The organism is Streptomyces sparsus (assembly GCF_054776295.1).
On record NZ_BAAHCA010001479.1, the window covers coordinates 1 to 802 of the forward strand.

At 76.1% G+C, this 802-nt stretch carries 1 protein-coding gene; it reads left to right on the top strand.

Translation table 11 applies throughout. The features are described 5' to 3' along the window. Positions 1-802: PD-(D/E)XK nuclease family protein (locus tag ACYVE9_RS29140; RefSeq protein WP_461030877.1), on the top strand; the 802-nt coding region annotated here is incomplete at both ends.

Genomic DNA, 802 nt, shown 5'->3' on the forward strand with positions numbered 1-802 from the left:
CCAGGTTGGCGTAGTCGAACATCAGCGGCGCGTAGTCGGTGACCAGGACGTCAGCCTCGACGCGCTCGCCGGCGAGCTGCGGCGATCCAGGGAGACGGTGCGCGACGTCCCGCTGCCGGCCACACTCACCGCCTCGCAACTGCTGCGGATCGCCGCCGATCCGGAGGGCTACGCCCGGGACCTCGCCCGCCCGATGCCCCGCCCGCCGCAGCCCGCGGCCGCCCGCCGCGGCACCCGGTTCCACGCCTGGGTGGAGTCGCGTTTCGAGACGCTCGCCCTGCCGATGCTCGGCCCCGACGAGCTGCCCGGCGCCGACGACGACAGCGGTGCCGCCGCCGAGATCGCCGACGAGCGCGACCTGGCCGCCCTCAAGGAGGCGTTCAGCCGCACCCCGTACGCCCGCCGGACGCCGTACCGGGTGGAGGCGCCGTTCCAGCTGTCGCTGGCCGGGCGCATCGTGCGCGGACGCATCGACGCCGTCTACCGCGACGGCGACGGATTCGAGATCGTCGACTGGAAGACCGGACGGGCCCACCACGCCGACCCGCTTCAGCTCGCGGTCTACCGGCTCGCCTGGGCCGAGCAGCACGGACTGCCGCTCTCCGCCGTCAGGGCCGCCTTCCTGCACGTCCGCAGCGGTGAGCTGATCCGGCCCGCCGACCTGCCGGACCGGGCCGGACTGGAACTCCTGCTGCTGACCGGCCGCCCCGGCCCCGATGAGTCGGAGGCCGCCCCCGGACCCGCCACCGACCTACCGGCACCGGCGGACGGCCCCCGCCCCGGAGCCCCGGACCGCGGGGCG